Raw genomic sequence first — 20,149 nt, 5'->3', positions numbered from 1 at the left:
GCTGGCAGTTTTGGCGCACACACAACAACAGATCGTGCTCGCTGACGGCGAGGCGCGGCAGTCGAGAGAAATGGGGCGCGGATTCCGTCCGCACGCAATGACCAATCAAACCGGGGCGGCGCAATCCGCAGTACGCCGTGCCGCGTGGCGGCGCCTCGAGGCGGCTGCATTCGGCGTGTTGCTGTTGGCCTGCCCGGCCTGGAGCGTGGCGCATGCCGGTGCGCCGATACGCCATGGCGCTCACGCTTGGGATGGCCACTGGCGCAGCAGCGCCGGCGGGCGCGATCTGACGATCTCGCAAGGCAGCGTCAGCTATTCGTATCACAGCGCACGCGCGCCAAGTGGGCGTGCCGGCTTGCTGCTGCGGCTCAAGGAAGTCGAGCCGAACCTGGCTCGGCTTTCGCGCGCCGATCGGTCCGGCAGCCCGTGTGAGCTCGATGCGCGTCAACTTGGCCAATACCTCGTGATCGCGGCGCGCAGCGGCTGTCAGGTCGCCGACGCGAACCCGGACGCCGTGCTGCGCCGGGTGCGCTGACCGGGTTGGCCGGCCTTATTGCCGGCCGGTGCTGCCGAAGCCGCCTTCGCCGCGCTCGCTCTGCGCGAAATCATCGACGATGTTGAAGCGAGCCTGCACCACCGGCACGATCACGAGCTGCGCAAGACGCTCGAACGGGTTCAGTGTGAATTCGGTCTGACCGCGGTTCCAGGTCGACACCATCAACTGCCCCTGGTAATCCGAATCGATCAGGCCAACCAGGTTGCCGAGCACGATGCCGTGCTTGTGGCCGAGGCCCGAGCGCGGCAGGATCAGCGCCGCGTAGCCCGGGTCCGCCACGTGGATCGCGAGACCGGTAGGCACCAGAACGGTGTCGCCCGGCTTCAGCACGACGGGCGCATCGAGGCAGGCGCGCAGGTCGAGGCCCGCGCTGCCCGGCGTGGCGTAGTTCGGCAGATATTCGCGCATGCGCGCGTCGAGGATTTTGAGGTCGAGATTCATGCGGCGAATGGCAGGCAGGAGTCGAGAAAGGAAATGCCGGCCCGCCACGGCAAGCGCGGCGGCCCGGCGCTGAAGCGTCAAATCAGACGGGTATCGGGCAGGCGCCTGGCAATTTCGTCGATCAGCGTATGCGCCAGCGTGGCTTTCGCCTCGCGCGGCAAAGGCGTGGCGCCGCTCGCTTCGAACAGCACCACTTCGTTGTCGTCGCGGCCGAACGTCAGCGGGCCGAGATTGCCGATCAGGAGCGGCACCTGCTTGCGGCGGCGCTTTTCCTCGCCGTGCACGTTGAGGTCGCCGCTCTCGGCCGCGAAGCCGACGCAGAACGGCGCATCGGGCCGGGCCGCCACGGTGGCGAGGATATCGGGGTTCTCGACGAATTCGAGCACCGGCATCTTGCGATCGGCGGTCTTCTTGATCTTGTGCTCGGCCGGTTGCGCCACGCGCCAGTCGGCCACGGCGGCCACCGCGATGAACAGGTCGGCGTCGGCGGCGGCATGCATGACCGCATCGTGCATCTGCTGCGCGGTTTGCACATCCTCGCGATAGACACCCCACGGCGTCGCCAGATGAACGGGGCCGGCGATCAGGTGCACGTCGGCGCCGGCCTGCTGGGCCGCGCGGGCGAGCGCGAAGCCCATCTTGCCGCTCGACAGGTTGGTCAGCCCGCGCACCGGATCGAGCGGCTCGAACGTCGGGCCGGCCGTGATCAGCACGCGCTTGTGCGCGAGCTTCTTGGGCCGGAAGTGCGACACGATCGCCTCGTAGATCGCTTCCGGCTCGAGCATGCGGCCGTCGCCGATTTCGCCGCAGGCCTGCGCGCCCGAATCGGGGCCGAGCACCGATACGCCGTCGGCGCGCAGTTGCGCCGCGTTGCGCTGGGTGGCCGGGTTCTGCCACATCTGGCGGTTCATGGCCGGCACCACCAGCAGCGGGCAATCGCGCGCGACGCAGAGCGTCGACAGCAGATCGTCGGCGAAGCCGTGCGCGAGCTTGGCGAGGAAATCGGTGGACGCGGGCGCGATCACGATGGCGTCGGCTTCGCGCGACAGATCGATGTGCGCCATGTTGTTGTCGACGCGCGCGTCCCACTGGCTCGTGTAGACGGGCCGCCCCGACAGCGCCTGCATCGTGACGGGCGTGATGAACTGGGCGGCGGCCTCGGTCATTACCACCTGCACGGTCGCGCCGGCCTTGGTCAGCAGGCGCGTGAGCTCGGCGATCTTGTAGCAGGCGATGCCGCCCGTCAGGCCGAGAACGAGATGTTTTCCTGCGAGTTCCTGATGTTCCAACGGGACCTCCGCTAATGAAACGGGCCGGCGCCCGAAGGCCCGGCCCCGTAATTTACCGCGTTGTCGCGGCCATTGCGTCAGGCGCTCAACGCGTGCCGCGCACACGGCGCAGTTCGTCGTAGATCAGCAGGATCGCGCCGATCGTGATGGCCGAATCGGCCAGGTTGAACGCCGGAAAGTGCCAGCGGCCGACGTGGAAATCGAGGAAGTCGATCACATGGCCGTACATCAGGCGGTCGATCACGTTGCCGAGCGCGCCGCCGAGGATCAGCGCCAGCGACAGGCTGAACAGGCGCTGGTGGCCATGGCGCTTCAGCAGGTAGCAGATCACCAGCGTGGCGGCGATGCCGAGCGCCGTGAAGGCCCAGCGCTGCCAGCCGCTCGCGGCCGACAGGAAGCCGAACGCGGCGCCGCGGTTGTAGATCAGCGTCAGGTCGAAGAAGCTCGTCAGCGTATGGAACGAGCCATAGCTGAAGGTCTTCAGCACCGCGATCTTGCTGAGCTGATCGAACAGGATGACGATCAGCGAAATGCCGAGCCAGGGCGCGAGCGCGCCGCCGGTGGATTTCGACAAGGATTTCGTTGCCATGATTACGCAGCGCTCCGGGTTTCGCCGTTTTCAAAGAGGTTGGAGAAGCAGCGGCCGCACAGCGTCGGGTGCTCGGCATGCGCGCCGACATCCTCGCGGTAGTGCCAGCAGCGCTCGCACTTCTGGTACGACGAGGCCGACACGTTCACGGCTTCGTCGCCTTCCGCCTCGACCTTCGCGACCGTGGCCGCCGACGTGATCAGCACGAACTTCAGGTCGTCGCCGAGGCTCGCGAGCGCGTCGTAACGTGCGCCGCTCGCGCGGATTTCCACCTCGGCCTGCAGCGACGAGCCGATCCGGTTCGCCGTGCGGGCTTCTTCGAGCGCCTTCGTCACGTCCGCGCGCACCGCGCGCAGCAGCGTCCACTTGTCGACCAGCGCCGCCGCGCCGTCGATGTCCGGGTAAGCGTAGTAGGTTTCCGTGAAAATCGTCTGGCTGGCCGGCTGGAACACCTTCCAGGCTTCCTCGGCCGTGAACGAGAGGAACGGCGCGAGCACGCGCAGCAGGCCCTGCGTGATGTGGTACAGCGCCGTTTGCGCCGAGCGGCGGGCGTGCGACGCCGGCGCGCTGGTGTAGAGGCGGTCCTTCAGCACGTCGAGGTAGAAGCCGCCGAGGTCTTCCGAGCAGTAGGTTTGCAGCTTGGCGACGATCGGGTGGAACTCGTACCTCTCGTAGTAGCCGAGCAGTTCGGTTTGCAACTGCGCCGAGAAGGCGATCGCGTAGCGGTCGATTTCGAGCCACTCGGCGGCCGGCACCGCATCCTTCGCGTAGTCGAAATCGGACAGGTTCGCGAGCAGGAAGCGCAGCGTGTTGCGGATGCGGCGATAGCCTTCCGTCACGCGCTTGAGGATTTCTTCCGAGATCGCCAGTTCGCCCGAGTAATCGGTCGAGGCGATCCACAGGCGCACGATTTCCGCGCCGAGGCGGTTCGACACTTCATGCGGATCGATGCCGTTGCCGAGCGACTTGCTCATCTTGCGGCCTTCGCCGTCGACCGTGAAGCCGTGCGTGAGCAGGCCCTTGTACGGCGCGCGGCCGTCGATCATCGAGGCCGTCAGCAGCGACGAATGGAACCAGCCGCGGTGCTGATCCGAGCCTTCGAGGTAGAGGTCGGCCGGGAATTGCAGCGAATCCTTGTGCGAGCCGCGCAGCACGTGCCAGTGCGTCGTGCCCGAATCGAACCAGACGTCGAGCGTGTCGCGGTTCTTTTCATAGAGGTTGGCTTCGTCGCCGATCAGTTCGCGTGCGTCGAGCGCCTGCCAGGCCTCGATGCCGCCCACTTCCACGCGCTTGGCCACTTCTTCCAGCAGCTCCAGCGTGCGCGGATGCAGGTCGCCGGTTTCCTTGTGGACGAAGAACGCCATCGGCACGCCCCACTGGCGCTGACGCGACAGCGTCCAGTCCGGGCGGTTCGCGATCATGCTGTAGAGGCGCTGCTTGCCCCACGACGGGTAGAACGCGGTGTCTTCCACGCCTTGCAGCGCGACTTCGCGCAGCGTGCGGCCGCCGTCGTTCGGGGGCGTATCCATGCCGGCGAACCATTGCGAGGTGGCGCGGTAGATGATCGGCGTCTTGTGGCGCCAGCAGTGCATGTAGCTGTGCGTGTACTTCTCGATGCGCAGCAGCGTGCCCGCGGCCTCGAGCGCCTCGACCACCTTCGGGTTCGCGTCCCAGATCGCCAGGCCGCCGAACAGCGGCAGCGATTCGATATAGCGGCCGTCGCCCATCACCGGGTTGATGATGTCGGCGTCGGTCAGGCCGTGGGCCTTGCACGAGATGAAATCTTCCACGCCGTAGGCGGGCGACGAATGGACGATGCCGGTGCCGGTGTCGGTCGTGACGTAGTCGCCGAGGTAGATCGGCGCCGTGCGCTGATAGCCCGGATGCGCGCCGGCCAGCGGGTGATGGAAGCGCAGGCCGGCGAGCTTGGCGCCCGGCGCGGTGGCGATCGTCGTGCCGCTCAGCTTGAACGCTTCGAGGCAGGCCGCGACGCGCTCTTCGGCCAGGATCAGCAGGCCGCGCGGCGTGTCGACCAGCGCGTAGACGATTTCCGGGTGCGCGTTGAGCGCCTGGTTGGCCGGCATGGTCCACGGCGTGGTGGTCCAGATCACGATGCCGCCTTCGGCGCGCGGCAGCGCGGCCAGGCCGAACGCCTGCGCGGTCAGCTCGGGCTCCGCGAACGGGAACAGCACGTCGATGGTCGGATCGGTGCGGTCCTTGTATTCGACTTCCGCCTCGGCCAGCGCCGAGCCGCAATCGAAGCACCAGTTGACCGGCTTCAGGCCGCGATACACGAAGCCCTTCTCCATGATCTTGCCGAGCGCGCGCAGTTCGCCCGCTTCGTTGGCGAAGTTCATCGTCTTGTACGGGTTCTTCCAGTCGCCGAGCACGCCGAGCCGCTTGAAGCCGGGCTTCTGCTTCTCGATCTGCTCGGTGGCGTAGGCGCGCGCCTTCTTCTGCACCTCGGCGGCCGGCAGCGATTTGCCGAACTGCTTTTCGATCTGGATTTCGATCGGCATGCCGTGGCAATCCCAGCCCGGCACGTAGGGCGCGTCGAAGCCGGCCATGTTGCGCGACTTGACGACGATGTCCTTCAGGATCTTGTTGACGGCGTGGCCGAGGTGGATGTCGCCGTTCGCATAGGGCGGGCCGTCGTGCATGATGAACTTCGGCCGGCCGGCGCTGGCGGCGCGGATCGTTTCGTAGACATTGCGGTCTTCCCAGTCCTGAACCCATTGGGGTTCGCGCTTGGGCAGGTCGCCGCGCATCGGGAACGGCGTGTCTAGCAGGTTGACCGGATATTTGGCCTGCGGTTTCGAATCGGCTTTCTTGTTGCTCATGTCGGGAATCGCTATCTCTATTCGGGGACGCTCGCGCGTCGTGAATCGGGGGACGGGCACCGGGGGCGGCGGGGCGGGCGCGGGTGGCGCCCGAACCGGATCAGCTAATTCGGTCGGTGGCCGAAATCGCGAAGCCGGTTGCGCGGCCGCCGGGCGGGACGCCATGCGCGGCGAAGTAGGCGCGCGTGTCGACGACGTCCTGCGCGATCGCGCGGGTCAGCGTTTCCAGGTCGATGAATTTCGCCTCGTCACGCAGCTTCTTCAGGAATTCGACGCGCACGAGCTTGCCGTAGGCGTCGCCGTGCCAGTCGAGAATATGGACTTCGAGCAGCACGCGGCCCGCATCGACCACCGTGGGGCGCACGCCGAGGCTGGCCACGGCGGGCAGCGGGTGATCGGCGAGGCCGTGCACCGTCACCACGAAGATGCCCGACAGCGCCGGGCGCTTGTGCGCGATGGACAGGTTCAGGGTCGGGAAGCCGAGATCGCGGCCGAGCTTCAGGCCGTGCGTGACATGGCCGCTGATCGCGTAGCCGTGGCCGAGCGCGTTCTTGGCCGCATCGAGATCGCCGGCCGCCAGCGAGGCGCGCACGCCCGAGCTGGAAATGCGCGCGCCGTTCGGCGCGGCCAGCGTGGCCATCTGCTCGACGTCGAACCCGTAGCGCGTGCCGGCTTCCTTCAGCGAGGCGAAATTGCCGGCGCGCTTGGCGCCGTAGCGGAAATCGTCGCCGACGATCATCCAGCGCGTGTGCAGGCCGCCCACCAGGGTGTCCTCGACGAACGCCTCGGGCGACTGGTTCGCGAACGTCTGGTTGAAGTGCTCGACCACCACGCGATCGACGCCGTTCTCGCGCAGCGCCTCGAGCTTGTCGCGCAGCATCGCGATGCGCGGCGGCGCGCCGGCCGGGTTGAAGAATTCGCGGGGGTGCGGTTCGAACGTCATCACGCACACGGGCAGCCCGCGTGCGTCCGCCGCCGCGCGCACGCGCGCGAGCAAGGCCTGATGGCCGCGATGGACACCGTCGAAATTGCCGATCGTCAGCGCGCACGGGGCGCGACTTTCGGCGTTGGGCAGGCCGCGAAACACTTTCACGATAGCGGGTTGGCAGCGGACGAAATGGGCGGGCGGATGCCGCAAAGCACAAGATTATAAACGCTTCGCGGCAATGGGCGGCCCGTCGGGCCGGAAACGGCGATCCCGAATGGTAAAATCCGCGCATGAAGAAAATAGTCATCCTGATTTCAGGTCGCGGCAGCAACATGGAGGCCATCGTCGAAGCGTGCAGGCGCGACGGCTGGCCGGCCCAGATTGCCGCCGTGATCGCAAACCGGCCCGATGCGGCCGGTTTGTCATTTGCGGCTGCGCGCGGGGTCCCGACCGCGGTGGTCGATCATCGCGGCCACGACGGCCGCGAGGCCTTCGACGCCGCGTTGGCGGCCGAGATCGACCGTTTCGCGCCCGATCTCGTGGTGCTGGCCGGGTTCATGCGGATCCTGACGCCGGCCTTCGTCGCCCGTTTCGAGGGCCGGATGCTGAACGTTCATCCGTCGCTGTTGCCCAGCTTCAAGGGCATCCGCACACATGAGGCCGCTCTGGCCGCCGGCGTGGCCCTGCATGGCGCGACGGTGCATTTCGTGATTCCCGAGCTGGACAGCGGCGCGATCGTCGCGCAGGCGGCGGTGCCGGTGCGCGACGGCGATACGCCCGACGCGCTGGCGCAGCGCGTGCTGGCCGCCGAGCACCAGCTTTATCCGCGCGCCGTGCGCTGGTTCGTCGAGGGCCGGCTGCGGCTCGAAGCGGGCCGCGCGGTGCTGGCGCCGGGCGCTTGCCGCTGGCTGCTGGCCGACGGCGACGTCAACGACTACAACGATTTGGGTGAGGGTGTATGAAGCTGCATGGATTCCTGATTGGCCAGACCGAGCTGCTGCTCGGCGACGTACTGAAGTTCACCGGCCCGGCCGATGCCGCCACGAGCCGCTTTTTCCGCGCGCATCCGAAGCTCGGCCACGCCGAGCGCGGGGTGATCGCCGAAGCGGTGTTCGCGGTGCTGCGCCGGAAGATGGAATATTCGCATCTGGCCGAAAGCGGCACGGGCAACCCGACGCGGCGCCTGACGCTGCTCGGCCTGATGCAGACGGCGGGCCGCTCGGCGCTGCGCGCGCACGTCTCGGAATCCGAATGGGCGTGGCTCGATCACGTCGCGAAGATCGATCCGGCCAGCCTGCCGCTGCGCGTGCGCACCAACCTGCCCGACTGGATCTACCAGGCTCTCGCGCAGCGTTTCGATGCCGACACGCTGGCGAAGTTCGCCGCCGCCGTGAACTATCCGGCCCCGCTCGACCTGCGCGCCAACGCGCAGAAGGCCACGCGCGAGCAGGTGGTGGCCGCGCTCAAGGCCAACGGCATCGAGGCCGGCGAGACGCCGTTCGCCCCGTACGGCGTGCGCGTGAACGGCAAGCCGGCGCTGACCAAGCTCGCGCTGTTCCAGGAAGGCATGATCGAGGTGCAGGACGAGGGCAGCCAGTTGCTGTGTTCGCTGATGGCGCCGCGCCGTGGCGAGATGATCGTCGACTTCTGCGCGGGCGCGGGCGGCAAGACGCTGGCGATCGGTGCGGCCATGCGTTCGACCGGCCGCCTGTATGCGTTCGATGTCTCCGAAAAGCGTCTGGCCAAGCTCAAGCCGCGCCTCGCGCGCAGCGGGCTGTCGAACGTGAACCCGGTGCTGATCGACAGCGAGCACGACGCGAAGATCAAGCGTCTGGCGGGCAAGATCGACCGCGTGCTGGTCGATGCGCCGTGCAGCGGGCTCGGCACGCTGCGCCGCAATCCGGACCTGAAGTGGCGCCAGACGCGCGACTCGATCGCCGAACTGACGCCCAAGCAGGGCTCGATTCTGGCCAGCGCCGCGCGGCTCGTGAAGCCGGGCGGCCGGCTCGTCTACGCGACCTGCAGCGTGCTGGAAGCCGAAAACGAAGCGATCGTCGAGCAGTTCCTGGCCGCACACCCCGATTTCGTGCTGGTGCCCGCCAACAAGGTGCTGGCCGAGCAGCGCATCGAGCTCGATACCGGCGATTACCTGTCGTTGTGGCCGCATCGTCATGCCACCGACGGCTTCTTCGCCGCCGTGATGGAGCGCCGTGCGAAGCCGGCCGTGAAGAAGGCCGACAAGCAAGCCGAAGCGAAGGCGGACGAACCGGCGGCTGAACCGGTGGCTGAATCGACAACCGGGTCGATCGAAGTTGCCAACGCGGCAGAAGCCGCTGTGTCGGCTGATCCGGCTGCACCGGCTGCCGAGCCGGCCGCCGGTCAGGACTGACCGCGGGGCAGGCCGTGCAGGACCCGTTGCTGTCGAAGCGGCTGGCCAGCGTGATCCGCGATTTCGGGCAGCCGGTCATGATCTGGCAGCTCGCGGTGCTGGCCGGCACGCTGGCGCTGGCCTGGTTCGTCGCGCGCTGGCTGCGCGCGCGGATCGACGCACGGCGGCGCGCCGCCGGCCGCGCGCCAGGCACCGGTTCGGAAAGCCTGAACCGCGCGCTGTTCCCGCTCGCCGGCGGCACGCTGCTGACGGTGGCGCAGGCGGTTGGCGACCGCTTCTTCGCCACGCCCATTCTGCAACTCGCGCTGGTGCCGTTGTTCGGCATCGCGCTGCTCTATCTGCTGTTCTCGATCGCGCGCCGCGCGTTTGCGCGCGACGGCGATACCCACGCATGGCTGTCGATCGTCGAGAAGCTGGTGTCGGCGGTGGTCTGGGTCGCGATGGGGCTGACCGTGCTCGGCATCCAGCGCGACGTGGTCGACTGGCTCGACAGCCTGACCTTCCATGTCGGCAGTGCGCACCTGAGCCTGCTCTCGCTGTTGTCCGGTTGCCTGTGGATCTGCGTGACGCTGGTGGTGGCGATGTGGCTCGGTTCGCTGCTGGAGGACCGCCTGGCGCGGGCCGTCACGCTCGATGCGAACCTCAAGGTGGTGCTGTCGCGGGTCGGCCGCGCGCTGCTGGTGGTGGCGGCCGTGCTGATCGGCCTGTCGCTGGTCGGCATCGACGTGACCGTGCTCGGCGTGTTCGGCGGCGCGCTCGGCGTGGGGCTCGGCTTCGGCCTGCAGAAGATCGCCAGCAACTACGTGTCGGGCTTCATCATCCTGCTCGACCGCTCGCTGCGGCTGGGCGACGCGATCGACGTGGGCGGCCTGCAGGGCATCGTCACGCAGATCCGCACCCGATACACGGTGGTGCGCGGCCTCGACGGCTACGAAAAGCTGATTCCGAACGAGAAGCTGATTACCGACGTGGTGCAGAACCAGTCGTCGTTCCAGACCCGCGGCTATGCCAAGGTGGCGATCCGCATCGCCTACACGAGCGACGTCGAAGCGGCGCTGGCCTTGCTGGCCGAGGCCGCGAACGGCGTCGAGCGCGTGCTCGACGAGCCGGCGCCGGCACCTTATCTGGTGGGCTTCGGCGTGGACGGCATCGAACTCGAACTGGGCTTCTGGATTGCCGATGCCGCGCGCGGCACGTCGGGGGTGCGCTCGGCCGTCAATCGCAGGCTGTGGCGGTTGTTCGCGGAGCATGGGGTTGCCGTGCCGTTGCCGCAGCGCGAAGTGCGGGTGATCGACGGGCGTTCGTTGCACGTCGAAGAATGAATTCGACCCTTTTCAAGGTTTTCGGGCGTGCTATTGGACCATTTTGGATTGATGGTCCACAGGTGGACTGCAATCCCCTTGCGCCGTAGCAACAATCATTCATTTTTGACAGTTGCCGGGAACGGATACAGTAAAATTTCGTCCATACCCGGTATGCTTTCATTTTTATGACGTTGGCGCGCGCATACCGGCGCCATCTCCGAATTACAGGTAAATGCCTTGTTGAATTCCGTGCTCGACTTCCTGGCCCACGGGCTGCTGCACCTCTCCTGGTGGCAGATCATTCTGTTCACGCTCGTTGCCACGCACGTCACGATCGTGGCCGTGACCATCTATCTGCATCGCTGTCAGGCGCACCGCGCGCTCGATCTGCACCCGATCGTCAGCCACTTCTTCCGTCTGTGGCTGTGGATGTCCACGGGCATGCTGACGGGCCAATGGGCGGCGATCCACCGCAAGCACCACGCCAAGTGCGAAACCGAAGAGGATCCGCACAGCCCGCAAACGCGCGGCATCTGGAAGGTGCTGCTCGAAGGCGCGGAGCTGTATCGCGCCGAAGCGAAGAACGAAGAAACGCTGCGCAAGTTCAGCCACGGCACGCCGAACGACTGGATCGAACGCAACATCTACTCGAAGTACACGATCCTCGGCGTGAGCCTGATGATGGTGATCGACGTGGCGCTGTTCGGCATCGTCGGCCTGTCGGTGTGGGCCGTGCAGATGATCTGGATCCCGTTCTGGGCCGCCGGCGTCGTCAATGGTCTCGCGCACTTCTGGGGCTACCGCAATTTCAACTCGGCCGATGCCAGCACGAACCTGATTCCCTGGGGCATCGTGATCGGCGGCGAGGAAATGCACAACAACCACCACACGTTCGCCACTTCGGCGAAGTTCTCGAACAAGTGGTACGAGTTCGACATCGGCTGGATGTACATCCGTATCCTGTCGGCATTCAAGCTCGCGAAGGTCAAGAAGGTCGCGCCCACGCCGCGCCTCGTGGCACGCAAGGCCGTGCTCGACCAGGAAACGCTGCAGGCCGTGCTGTCGAACCGCTATGAAGTGATGGCGCGTTACGGCAAGGCATTCAAGCGCGCCTACCGCCAGGAACTGGCGCATCTGAAGGGCCTCGGTTCGAGCGAGAAGTATCAGTCGCTGCGCGGCGCGCGCAACTGGTTCCACAAGGGCGAAGACGGCCTGAACGAACCGCAGAAGCGCCAACTGCCGGAAATCTTCGCGAACAGCAAGAAGATGGAAACCTACTTCCAGCTGCGTCAGGATCTGGCCTCGATGTGGGATCGTTCGAATGCCTCGCGCGAACAGCTGCTGGCCCAATTGCAGGACTGGTGCCATCGTGCCGAACAAAGCGGCATCAAGGCGCTGCAGGAATTCGCGACGCGTCTGCGCCGCTACGCATGATCTGAAATCGATTAGAATTTCGGAACGTCACAAACCCCGCGTTGGCGGGGTTTTTTCTTTTGTGCCGCCGATTTGGCGGTGGCCAATCGACAGCGATTCTGCCGTGCAGAGGAAGTAGAGGAGATACGAGATGCAAGCCGCGATCAAACCCGTCGAGTACGACCGGCCCGGCGCCGTGTGTGGAATCGGGCAAGCCTGGGCGAAGGTGCCCGACAGCCCGTCCGCGGCGGAGCGCGATGCGCTGAAGGCGCGGATCAAGGCGCTGCTCAAGCGCGAAAAGGCCGTGCTCGTCGCCCACTATTACGTGGACGCCGAGTTGCAGGAGCTGGCCGACGAAACCGGCGGATGCGTAGCCGATTCGCTGGAGATGGCGCGTTTCGGGCGCGATCACGAAGCGCAAACCTTGATCGTCGCCGGCGTGCGCTTCATGGGCGAAACGGCGAAGATCCTGAGCCCCGGCAAGCGGATTCTGATGCCCGATCTCGACGCCACCTGCTCGCTCGACCTCGGCTGCCCGGTCGACGAATTCTCGGCGTTTTGCGACGCGCATCCGGATCGCACGGTGGTGGTGTACGCCAACACCAGCGCGGCCGTGAAGGCACGCGCCGACTGGATGGTCACCTCGTCGATCGGCCTGGAGATCGTCGCCGATCTGCACGCGCGCGGCGAAAAGCTGATCTGGGCGCCGGACCGGCACCTCGGCAGCTATATTCAGAAGAAAACCGGCGCCGACATGCTGATGTGGCAAGGCTCCTGCCTGGTGCACGACGAATTCAAGGGCATCGAACTCGACCTGCTGCGCGCCGAACACCCCGGCGCGAAGGTGCTCGTGCACCCGGAGTCGCCCGAGAACGTAGTGGCGCTGGCCGACGTGGTGGGCTCGACCACGCAGTTGATCGACGCGGCCGTGAAGCTCGACGCGCAAACCTTCATCGTCGCCACCGACCTCGGCATCCTGCACAAGATGCAGCTTGCCGCGCCGGGCAAGACGCTGATCGCCGCCCCCACGGCCGGCAACAGCGCCACCTGCAAGAGCTGTGCGCACTGCCCGTGGATGGCGATGAACGGCCTCGCGAATCTGGCCGACGTGCTGGAGCGCGGTCACAACGAAATCTTTGTGGATGCGACGCTCGGCGAGCGAGCCCGCCTGCCGATCGATCGCATGCTCGACTTCGCCGCGCAGCACAAGCGGCGCGTGCAGGCGAGCGGTGATCTGCAGCGCGATGCGCAACTGTTCTCGAACGTGGGGGCGGCATGACGGCAGCGGTGTCCCCGATCTACGACGAAATCGTCCGCCAATACGGCGCGGCCTTCGAGGCCGCGATCGCGCGCAATGTCGCCGATGCGATTGCCGAGGATGTCGGCAGTGGCGACCAGACGGGCCGCCTGGTGCCCGACGGCCCTGCGCGGCTCGCGCGGATCATCGTTCGCGAGAACGCGGTGCTGTGCGGCGTGCCCTGGTTTCAGGCCGTGATGCGCGCGATCGATCCGGCCATCGAGGTGGATTGGCGCTATCGCGAAGGCGAGCTGATGACGGCCGATTCGACCGTCTGCGAGCTGCGCGGCCCCGCGCGTTCGCTGCTGACGGCCGAGCGCAATGGCCTGAATTTCCTGCAATTGCTGTCGGGCGTGGCCAGCGCGACGCGGCGCTACGTCGACCTGATCGAGGGGCAGCGCGCACGCATCCTCGATACGCGCAAGACGCTGCCGGGGCTGCGGCTCGCGCAGAAGTACGCGGTGCGCGTGGGCGGCGGCGCCAATCAGCGGCTTGCGCTTTACGACGGCATCCTGATCAAGGAAAACCACATCGCGGCGGCCGGCGGCGTGGGTGCGGCGCTCGATGCCGCGTTCGCCCTGGATGCCGGCGTGCCGGTGCAGGTCGAGGTCGAGACGCTGGCGCAGCTCGATACGGCGCTCGCGCATGGCGCGAAATCGGTGCTGCTCGACAACTTCACGTTCGACATGATGCGCGACGCGGTGCGCGTGGCCGGTGGCCGTGCCGTGCTCGAGGTGTCGGGCGGGGTCAATGCGGACACCGTCTGCGACATCGCCGCAACGGGCGTGGATCGCATCTCGATCGGCGCGCTGACCAAGGATGTGCGCGCGACCGATTATTCGATGCGGATCGTCGACTGACAAACGGCTGGCTGCCTAAGCCAAAAACGAAGCCGCTCGCGGAGGCCATCCGCGAGCGGCTTTGTCGTTTCGGGCTGCCGAAAATCGTCAGCGGCCGTGCGTTCAGCGGCGCGGCAGCAGCACCGACGGCAATGCCTTCGGCAGCGTATCGGGCCAGTCGCGGCTGAAATGCAGGCCGCGGCTTTCGCGCCGCGAGCGCGCGCTTTCCACGATCAGCGATGCGACATCCACCAGATTGCGCAGTTCGAGCAGGTCGGGGCTGACGCGGAAATTCGCGTAGTACTCCTGGATTTCGTCGCGCAGCAGTTCGATGCGGTGCATCGCGCGGGCGAGCCGCTTGTCGGTGCGGACGATGCCCACGTAATTCCACATCAGGCGACGCAGCTCGTCCCAGTTATGGGCGACTACCACTTCTTCGTCGGGATCGGACACGCGGCTTTCGTCCCAGGCGGGCAGCGCACCGTGCGGCAGGCGCGCGTAGCCGGCCGTTTCGATCGCTTCGGCGGTGGCACGGCCGATCACCAGGCATTCGAGCAGCGAGTTGCTGGCCAGCCGGTTCGCGCCGTGCAGGCCCGTGTACGAGGTCTCGCCCACCGCGTAGAGGCCGGCCACGTCGGTGCGTCCGGCCAAGTCGGTGACCACGCCGCCGCACGTGTAGTGTGCGGCCGGCACCACCGGAATCGGCTGCTTGGCGATGTCGATGCCGAATTCGAGGCAGCGCGCGTGGATGGTCGGAAAGTGCTCGCGCAGGAACGCTTCGGGCTGGTGGCTGATGTCGAGATAGACGCAATCGATGCCGCGCTTCTTGATCTCGAAATCGATCGCGCGCGCGACGATGTCGCGCGGCGCCAGTTCGGCGCGCGCATCGTGCGCCGGCATGAAGCGCGTGCCGTCGGGCAGCTTAAGCAGGCCGCCTTCGCCGCGTACCGCTTCCGAGATCAGGAACGACTTTGCGTACGGGTGGTAGAGGCAGGTCGGATGGAACTGGATGAATTCCATGTTCGCGACGCGGCAGCCCGCGCGCGAGGCCATCGCGATGCCGTCGCCGGTCGCCGTGTCGGGGTTGGTCGTATACAGGTAGACCTTGCCCGCGCCGCCGGTGGCGAGCACCGTGTGCGGCGCCTCGATCGTGACGGTCAGCCCGGTGCGCACGTCGAGCGCATAGAGGCCGACGCAGCGCCCGCCGGGCAGGCCGATGCGCTCCGACGTGATCAGGTCGACCGCGTGGTGGTTCTCGAAAAACGTGATGTTCGGATGCTGGCGCGCCCGCGCGCTCAGCGTGGCCAGCACGGCGTGGCCGGTGGCGTCGGCGGCATGAATGATGCGGCGATGGCTGTGGCCGCCTTCGCGCGTCAGGTGGAAGCCGAGTTCGGCGGCGGCGTCACGCGTGAACGGCACGCCTTGCGAGATCAGCCACTCGATCGCCTCGCGGCCGTGTTCGACGATGAAGCGCGTGGTGGTTTCGTCGCACAAGCCGCCACCGGCGACGAGCGTGTCGCTGACGTGGTTTTCGACGCTGTCGGCTGAATCGAGCACCGCCGCGATGCCGCCCTGCGCGTAGTCGCTCGCGCCCTCCATCATCGATCGCTTCGCGATCAGCGCGACCTTGCGTGTTTGCGCGAGGTTCAGCGCGACCGACAAACCGGCAAGACCGCTGCCGACGATCGCCACATCGAAATTCATCTTGCTTCTCCGTTTCTGCGCCTTCATCCGGTGTTCCCGTGCCGGCATGGCCGGCGGGAAGGGCAGAGCATACCGCGAACGCTGTGGCAATGTGTCACGGCCAAGGCAAAAAGACGATCGTCGCGAGGAAAAGCGGCGCGCCAAATAAAAAACCCCGCGATTGCGGGGTTTTTTGTGTCGCTAAACAGGGATCGAAGATTACTTGATCTTCGTTTCCTTGTATTCGACGTGCTTGCGGACGACGGGATCAAATTTCTTGATCGCCATCTTTTCCGGCATGTTGCGTTTGTTCTTCGTGGTCGTGTAGAAGTGACCCGTGCCTGCGGTCGATTCCAGCTTGATCTTGTCGCGTGCGCCCTTTGCCATGCTCGTGCTCCTTAGGCTTCGCCGCGTGCGCGCAGGTCAGCGAGCACGGTGTCGATACCGTTCTTGTCGATCAGGCGCAGGCCGGCGTTCGAAACGCGCAGACGCACCCAGCGGTTTTCGCTCTCCACCCAGAACCGGCGGTTTTGCAGGTTCGGCAGGAAGCGACGCTTCGTCTTGTTGTTGGCGTGGGAAACGTTGTTGCCGCTCATCGGCGCTTTCCCAGTTACTTGGCATACGCGTGCCATGAGAGCACTCCTAATACGCTGAATTCGGGTTCGATTGCCGATGAAGTTTCTTTGCACAACGACTGCGAACTCGCTGCCGTCTCGGAAAGACCCGGCCATCCTGAATGGCTAGACCCCTCGTCCCTTCTTTGGCTTCAGAACTGGTTGGAAAAAAGTCAGACGGCGATTCTAACAGAAAAAATTCTGGAAAATCAACCCTATTTCAGGTGCCGATCTCGGGGCGCGGCGATGTCCCGCGCCGGACGTGCAGGGTCATATCGAATGACGGCCCGTGGCGGGGCTCAGAGCAGCCCGGCGTGCGAAAACGACAAGGTGTCGCTGGCGCCGACCACGATGTGATCGATCAACCGCACGTCCACCAGCGCGAGCGCCTCGCGCAGCAGCCGGGTGAGGCGGCGATCCTCGGCGCTCGGCCTTACCGCGCCGGACGGGTGATTATGCGCCACGATCAGCGCCGCCGCACTCAGTTCGAGCGCGCGGCGCACGATTTCGCGCGGGTAGACGGCCATCCGCGTCAGCGTGCCGACGGTGCTTTCCTCGCAATCGATCAGCCGGTGCTGCGCATCGAGATAGAGGCAGAGGAACGCTTCGCGGGTACGGGTGCCGATCGTGAGCCGCAGATAATCGTGCACCGCCTCCGGCGAATCGATCAACGTGCGTTCCTTGCTGCGTTCGATCAGCGCACGGCGCACCAGCTCGGAGGTGGCGATCAACACGGCGGCGCGCGCCGCGCCGATGCCGGGCCGAGCGAGAACCGCCGCGGGCGATGCGTCGAGCAGGGCGCGCAGCGAGCGGAAATGCTCGAGCAGCGCCTGCGCCGTGATGGCGGTGCGCTTGCCGGCAATGCCGTTGCCGATCAGCAACGCGAGCAGTTCGCTGTCGGTCAGCGCGGCCGGCCCGCGCTCGAGCAGGCGTTCTCGTGGCCTGTCGTCGCGGCGGGGATGGCCTCGCGAGGCTTTTCCGGCAACGCCCCTGCCCGCCGCGGCCGGCGCCGGGTGCGTTGTCGGGGAAGCGGCCACCGCCGCGGCGGGCAGGGCGACGCAGGCCGGCGAGGCGGGCGCCGGACCGGTGACGCAGGCGAGCATCGTGACGCGTTGCGGGGCTGACGGCATGGGATTTCTCCGTTTGACGCGCGGGGAGCGGTGTGAGCCGACATTCCGCTCCAAGCGCTCAGGTGACTTACAATGGATGTTTTGCGTTATGCCGCCCGGCGGCGGATTGAACGAGTACACATGAGCCTCATCGATATCTCAGAAGTGAAGCCCGGTTCCCACGTCACGCTTCACTACCGGCTTGCGCTCGGCGATGGTGCCGACATCGTCAACACCTTCGCCGACAAGCCGGCTACGTTGCTGATGGGTGCCGGCCAACTGGCCCCGGCGCTCGAAAGCATTTTGCTCGGCCTGAAGTCGGGGCACCATTCGACCTTCCAGCTAGCGGCTGGCGAGGCGTTCGGCCCCCGCAACCCGGACATGATCCAGCGCGTGTCGATGAAAACCCTGCGCGATAACGGCATGGTGGGCGACGATTTCACGCCCGGCGACCTGATCGAGTTCAACGCGCCCGACGGCGGCCGCTATGCCGGCGTGTTGAAGGAAGTGGGCGAAACCTCGGCGCTGTTCGACTTCAACCACCCGCTCGCGGGCCAGGCCATTACGTTCGAAGTGAAAATCATCGGGATTCTGTAACCATGAGCACAACCGATACGCTGTCCGGCCAGACCGTTGCCGCCGACGCCGAAATCCTGCTCGCTCAGCCGCGCGGCTTCTGCGCCGGCGTCGATCGCGCGATCGAGATCGTCGAGCGCGCCATCGCGATGCATGGCTCGCCAATCTATGTGCGCCACGAAATCGTCCACAACAAATATGTGGTCGAGGATCTGAAGAAGAAGGGCGCGATCTTCGTCGAAGAGCTCGAGGAAGTGCCGTCGGGCAACACGGTGATCTTCAGCGCGCATGGCGTGTCGAAGGCCGTGCGCGACGAGGCCGACGTGCGCGGCCTGCGCATTTACGACGCCACCTGCCCGCTCGTCACCAAGGTGCACGTCGAAGTCGCGAAGATGCGCCAGGACGGCGTCGACATCGTCATGATCGGCCACAAGGGCCATCCGGAAGTCGAAGGCACGATGGGGCAGGTCGAACGCGGCATGCATCTCGTCGAGAGCGTCGAGGATGTGCTCGCACTGGAGCTGCCCGATCCGGAGCGCGTCGCGCTCGTCACGCAAACCACCCTGTCGGTCGACGACGCCGCCGAAATCATCGCCGCGCTGAAAAACAAGTTCCCGGCGATCCGTGAGCCGAAGAAGCAGGACATTTGCTACGCGACCCAAAATCGTCAGGACGCCGTGAAATTCATGGTGCCGCAATGCGACGTGGTGATCGTGGTCGGCAGCCCGAACAGCTCGAATTCGAGCCGACTGCGTGAAGTCGCGGAAAAACGCGGTGTGGACGCCTATATGGTGGATTCGCCGGATCAGATCGACCCGGCGTGGGTGGCCGGCAAGCGCCGCATCGGCGTGACGGCCGGCGCGTCGGCGCCCGAGGTGCTGGCCCAGGCCGTGATCGCGCGCCTGCGCGAACTGGGTGTGCGCAACGTGCGCGCGCTCGAAGGCATCGAGGAGAACGTCTCGTTCCCGCTGCCGCGCGGCCTCAATCTGCCGCCCGCCGCGTAAGCGGCCCGTTCCCGCCTCTCGGCCGGCCGGATATTTTCCGGCGCGGCCCCCGCTAAAAGCGCGCCCTCCGGCGCGCTTTTTGTTTTTCCGTGCCGATATTTCGTTTTGCAACCGTTTGCTTCGCATGTAGTGCAACCAGGTTGCGATATTTTTGCGGACGCTTCGCAAAAAAACGGTTGCAATGCAGGAAAACCCTGTCGAATCAGGAATATTGGTTATCTATAAATTGGAGTTACAATGCGCGCGTTTTCAGGCCGAAATGCATTGCAGACAAGGATTTTGCGATGCGCAGGAGACCGATTTAATGCAGCACAAGTTGGCCGTCGCCCTGTTCGTGGCATGCGGGGTTGCAATGCGTCGCGCAGCGGTTGAGCGGGATGCGGCAGTGCGCACCGACGCAGAAAACGCGTGCCGGACCGATTCGGTTCGGCCGGTTCGACGGGGCGCGGCAAACGGGAAGCAGAACGATAACGAGGTCTGTTTGACGATCGAAGCAATGCATTCGCGTGACCGGTGCGCCGCGCGGGATCGCTCTGCGGTTCCGGCGTGGCAGGCGGAAGCGGTCATCCATCAAATTGGCATGCAAATTGCTCAATGGATGGAAAGGCTTGGGGCGGCTGGCGCGACACACGCGACGGTACGGCGTGTCCCGGCCCATCGTCTCGGCTTTTTGGATGGTTTGGGTATTGTGCGAAATACGTTTTTCTTGAATCGCCCGGCGGTTGCGACCGTGGTTGCACCATCGGGAGAACGGGATGCCGATTCGATTGCACCGGGAGTGTGCGTCGGCATGCCCGATATCGGGGCAGCAGGGCACGGCGTAGCGCAGCACGTCGCCGTGCCGGCCGCGATCGCGTACCGCGCGACGCGGCAACCTCGCCATCTCGGCGATGCGCTCGCATCGTCGAACGGTGGATCGGCCGCCGGGCATCACGCCGGCACCGCCGAGCTCAGGCCGACGCGGCAAACCGCACGGTCGTGCCGGGCCGCGAGCCGGCAGGACGAGCGCATCGAAGCGCGCGCCACTTACCTCATGTCCGTTCCACGTCGCCCGTTCGCACGCCGTCCGGCGGCGCACGCGCACCTCGGCGCGGACATGCGGAATGCGGCGGCCTTGGGTGCAAGGATGCCTAACGACTTCAGGGAGGCCAGGATTACCGTCCTCGATGTCGTGGAGATGTAGCGACGGGACTCGTGACGGCGCCGAACCCGTGCGACGCCGTTTTGTACCCATCCCGGTGGCGGACAAGGTTGTACAGGCCACGTACCGCGCGCCGG

The 20,149-nt window shown here is 66.1% G+C and carries 19 protein-coding genes; 10 read left to right on the top strand and 9 right to left on the bottom strand.

Going from position 1 to position 20,149, the window contains the following annotated elements; all coding sequences use genetic code 11:
* Positions 1 to 97 precede the first annotated feature (97 nt).
* Entirely contained in the window at positions 98 to 535 is a 438-nt protein-coding gene (locus tag AB4850_RS29170) for a hypothetical protein (RefSeq protein ID WP_414442885.1), read from the top strand.
* Between the two features lie 15 nt (positions 536 to 550).
* Here the strand turns inward: AB4850_RS29170 and dut are convergent, their stop codons facing one another.
* The 5 genes from dut to AB4850_RS29145 all read right to left on the bottom strand — a co-directional run bounded on the left by dut (position 551) and on the right by AB4850_RS29145 (position 6,808).
* Entirely contained in the window at positions 551 to 997 is a 447-nt protein-coding gene (dut, locus tag AB4850_RS29165; RefSeq protein ID WP_414442884.1) for a dUTP diphosphatase, read from the bottom strand.
* A 77-nt stretch (positions 998 to 1,074) separates the two neighbouring features.
* Positions 1,075 to 2,286 carry a bifunctional phosphopantothenoylcysteine decarboxylase/phosphopantothenate--cysteine ligase CoaBC gene (gene coaBC, locus AB4850_RS29160; protein ID WP_414442883.1) on the bottom strand — a complete coding sequence of 404 codons (1,212 nt, stop codon included), beginning with the start codon at positions 2,284 to 2,286 and terminating at the stop codon, positions 1,075 to 1,077.
* A gap of 85 nt (positions 2,287 to 2,371) precedes the next feature.
* Positions 2,372 to 2,875 (bottom strand): signal peptidase II, encoded by a 504-nt coding sequence (lspA, locus tag AB4850_RS29155; RefSeq protein WP_414442882.1) that lies wholly within the window; start codon positions 2,873 to 2,875, stop codon positions 2,372 to 2,374.
* Positions 2,876 to 2,877: 2 nt separating this feature from the next.
* Entirely contained in the window at positions 2,878 to 5,715 is a 2,838-nt protein-coding gene (gene ileS, locus AB4850_RS29150) for an isoleucine--tRNA ligase (protein WP_414442881.1), read from the bottom strand.
* A gap of 100 nt (positions 5,716 to 5,815) precedes the next feature.
* Complete coding sequence (locus AB4850_RS29145; RefSeq protein WP_414442880.1) at positions 5,816 to 6,808, bottom strand: bifunctional riboflavin kinase/FAD synthetase; 993 nt, start codon at positions 6,806 to 6,808, stop codon at positions 5,816 to 5,818.
* Between the two features lie 125 nt (positions 6,809 to 6,933).
* On the opposite strand from AB4850_RS29145, the gene purN reads away from it, so the two are divergent.
* The 6 genes from purN (at position 6,934) to nadC (ending at position 13,906) form a co-directional block, all read left to right on the top strand.
* Positions 6,934 to 7,605: a phosphoribosylglycinamide formyltransferase gene (gene purN / locus AB4850_RS29140; RefSeq protein ID WP_414442879.1), complete on the top strand. Its 672-nt coding sequence runs from the start codon at positions 6,934 to 6,936 to the stop codon at positions 7,603 to 7,605.
* Positions 7,602 to 9,032: an RsmB/NOP family class I SAM-dependent RNA methyltransferase gene (locus AB4850_RS29135; RefSeq protein WP_414442878.1), complete on the top strand. Its 1,431-nt coding sequence runs from the start codon at positions 7,602 to 7,604 to the stop codon at positions 9,030 to 9,032. Before purN ends, AB4850_RS29135 begins: the two co-directional genes overlap by 4 nt.
* A gap of 14 nt (positions 9,033 to 9,046) precedes the next feature.
* Complete coding sequence (locus tag AB4850_RS29130) at positions 9,047 to 10,354, top strand: mechanosensitive ion channel family protein (protein WP_414442877.1); 1,308 nt, start codon at positions 9,047 to 9,049, stop codon at positions 10,352 to 10,354.
* A gap of 219 nt (positions 10,355 to 10,573) precedes the next feature.
* A complete protein-coding gene (locus tag AB4850_RS29125) occupies positions 10,574 to 11,770 on the top strand; it encodes a fatty acid desaturase (protein ID WP_414442876.1) in 1,197 nt (398 codons plus the stop codon).
* A gap of 130 nt (positions 11,771 to 11,900) precedes the next feature.
* Entirely contained in the window at positions 11,901 to 13,028 is a 1,128-nt protein-coding gene (gene nadA / locus AB4850_RS29120; RefSeq protein WP_414442875.1) for a quinolinate synthase NadA, read from the top strand.
* Positions 13,025 to 13,906 (top strand): carboxylating nicotinate-nucleotide diphosphorylase, encoded by an 882-nt coding sequence (nadC, locus tag AB4850_RS29115; RefSeq protein WP_414442874.1) that lies wholly within the window; start codon positions 13,025 to 13,027, stop codon positions 13,904 to 13,906. The genes nadA and nadC overlap by 4 nt, the downstream gene beginning before the upstream one ends.
* Before the next feature lie 102 nt (positions 13,907 to 14,008).
* On the opposite strand, the gene nadB is transcribed toward nadC, so the two are convergent.
* The 4 genes from nadB to radC form a co-directional block, all read right to left on the bottom strand.
* Complete coding sequence (gene nadB / locus AB4850_RS29110) at positions 14,009 to 15,589, bottom strand: L-aspartate oxidase (protein ID WP_414442873.1); 1,581 nt, start codon at positions 15,587 to 15,589, stop codon at positions 14,009 to 14,011.
* A gap of 198 nt (positions 15,590 to 15,787) precedes the next feature.
* A complete protein-coding gene (gene rpmG, locus AB4850_RS29105; RefSeq protein ID WP_006478046.1) occupies positions 15,788 to 15,955 on the bottom strand; it encodes a 50S ribosomal protein L33 in 168 nt (55 codons plus the stop codon).
* 11 nt (positions 15,956 to 15,966) lie between these two features.
* A complete protein-coding gene (gene rpmB, locus AB4850_RS29100; protein WP_007586227.1) occupies positions 15,967 to 16,200 on the bottom strand; it encodes a 50S ribosomal protein L28 in 234 nt (77 codons plus the stop codon).
* A gap of 281 nt (positions 16,201 to 16,481) precedes the next feature.
* Positions 16,482 to 17,312, bottom strand: coding sequence for a RadC family protein (gene radC, locus AB4850_RS29095; RefSeq protein WP_414442872.1), 831 nt, complete (start codon positions 17,310 to 17,312; stop codon positions 16,482 to 16,484).
* Positions 17,313 to 17,432: 120 nt separating this feature from the next.
* On the opposite strand from radC, the gene AB4850_RS29090 reads away from it, so the two are divergent.
* From AB4850_RS29090 to AB4850_RS29080, 3 genes are all read left to right on the top strand, one after another.
* The gene (locus AB4850_RS29090; protein WP_414445646.1) at positions 17,433 to 17,888 is read left to right on the top strand and encodes an FKBP-type peptidyl-prolyl cis-trans isomerase; all 456 of its coding nucleotides are present in this window, start codon (positions 17,433 to 17,435) and stop codon (positions 17,886 to 17,888) included.
* A 2-nt stretch (positions 17,889 to 17,890) separates the two neighbouring features.
* Complete coding sequence (ispH, locus tag AB4850_RS29085; RefSeq protein WP_414442871.1) at positions 17,891 to 18,871, top strand: 4-hydroxy-3-methylbut-2-enyl diphosphate reductase; 981 nt, start codon at positions 17,891 to 17,893, stop codon at positions 18,869 to 18,871.
* Positions 18,872 to 19,052: 181 nt separating this feature from the next.
* Entirely contained in the window at positions 19,053 to 20,054 is a 1,002-nt protein-coding gene (locus AB4850_RS29080; protein ID WP_414442870.1) for a hypothetical protein, read from the top strand.
* Positions 20,055 to 20,149 lie beyond the last annotated feature (95 nt).

It is taken from the genome of Burkholderia sp. 22PA0106 (assembly GCF_047497155.1).
Lineage (GTDB): Bacteria > Pseudomonadota > Gammaproteobacteria > Burkholderiales > Burkholderiaceae > Burkholderia.
This window is presented reverse-complemented; position numbering and strand designations above follow the sequence as displayed.

Coding starts and splice junctions, on each gene's coding strand:
- AB4850_RS29090 (WP_414445646.1), top strand. CDS start 17,433: ATGAGCCTCATCGATATCTCAGAAGTGAAGCCCGGTTCCCACGTCACG.
- ileS (WP_414442881.1), bottom strand. CDS start 5,715: ATGAGCAACAAGAAAGCCGATTCGAAACCGCAGGCCAAATATCCGGTC.
- ispH (WP_414442871.1), top strand. CDS start 17,891: ATGAGCACAACCGATACGCTGTCCGGCCAGACCGTTGCCGCCGACGCC.
- nadB (WP_414442873.1), bottom strand. CDS start 15,589: ATGAATTTCGATGTGGCGATCGTCGGCAGCGGTCTTGCCGGTTTGTCG.
- AB4850_RS29135 (WP_414442878.1), top strand. CDS start 7,602: ATGAAGCTGCATGGATTCCTGATTGGCCAGACCGAGCTGCTGCTCGGC.
- AB4850_RS29170 (WP_414442885.1), top strand. CDS start 98: ATGACCAATCAAACCGGGGCGGCGCAATCCGCAGTACGCCGTGCCGCG.
- rpmG (WP_006478046.1), bottom strand. CDS start 15,955: ATGGCAAAGGGCGCACGCGACAAGATCAAGCTGGAATCGACCGCAGGC.
- dut (WP_414442884.1), bottom strand. CDS start 997: ATGAATCTCGACCTCAAAATCCTCGACGCGCGCATGCGCGAATATCTG.
- AB4850_RS29080 (WP_414442870.1), top strand. CDS start 19,053: ATGCAGGAAAACCCTGTCGAATCAGGAATATTGGTTATCTATAAATTG.
- nadC (WP_414442874.1), top strand. CDS start 13,025: ATGACGGCAGCGGTGTCCCCGATCTACGACGAAATCGTCCGCCAATAC.
- purN (WP_414442879.1), top strand. CDS start 6,934: ATGAAGAAAATAGTCATCCTGATTTCAGGTCGCGGCAGCAACATGGAG.
- radC (WP_414442872.1), bottom strand. CDS start 17,312: ATGCCGTCAGCCCCGCAACGCGTCACGATGCTCGCCTGCGTCACCGGT.
- lspA (WP_414442882.1), bottom strand. CDS start 2,875: ATGGCAACGAAATCCTTGTCGAAATCCACCGGCGGCGCGCTCGCGCCC.
- rpmB (WP_007586227.1), bottom strand. CDS start 16,200: ATGGCACGCGTATGCCAAGTAACTGGGAAAGCGCCGATGAGCGGCAAC.
- nadA (WP_414442875.1), top strand. CDS start 11,901: ATGCAAGCCGCGATCAAACCCGTCGAGTACGACCGGCCCGGCGCCGTG.